Raw genomic sequence first — 408 nt, 5'->3', positions numbered from 1 at the left:
GGGGGGGGGGGGGGGGGGGGGGGGGGCCCCCCCCCCCCCCCCCCCCCCCCCCCGCCCCCGGCCACCCCCCCCCCCCCCGCCAACCCCACCAGCCCCACCACCCCCCCACACCACCACCCCACCCACAAACAACCCCCCCCCACCCCCCCCCCCACCGAGACCCACGTCCCCCACCCAGCGCCCACGCCCCGGACACACCCCGGAGAACACGCCACCCCCGAACCCCCGGGTCCCCCCCCGCGCCCCCCCCGCGGCCGCCCGTCCGGCCGCGCCGGTCACCGACGATCCGATCGTCAGCGTCGGGTTGGCCTGCCGGTTCCCGGGCGGGGCCGACACCCCGGAGGACCTCTGGGACCTGCGGGCCTCCGGGACCGACGCCAGGGGCGGGTTCCCCAAGGCCCGCGGCTG

Annotated in this window: 1 protein-coding gene; it reads left to right on the top strand. The window is 82.6% G+C overall.

Features of this window, described 5'->3' with window-relative positions; all coding sequences use genetic code 11:
* Positions 1-304 precede the first annotated feature (304 nt).
* Positions 305-408, top strand: a 104-nt coding sequence (locus PUR56_RS38840; protein ID WP_443034621.1) for a hypothetical protein, incomplete at its 3' end; no start/stop codon positions are given.

The sequence above is a fragment of the Streptomyces sp. BE303 genome, from assembly GCF_036290945.1.
Lineage (GTDB): Bacteria > Actinomycetota > Actinomycetes > Streptomycetales > Streptomycetaceae > Kitasatospora.
Note: the sequence above shows the minus strand (reverse complement) of the source record. Positions and strands in the feature narration are given on the sequence as shown.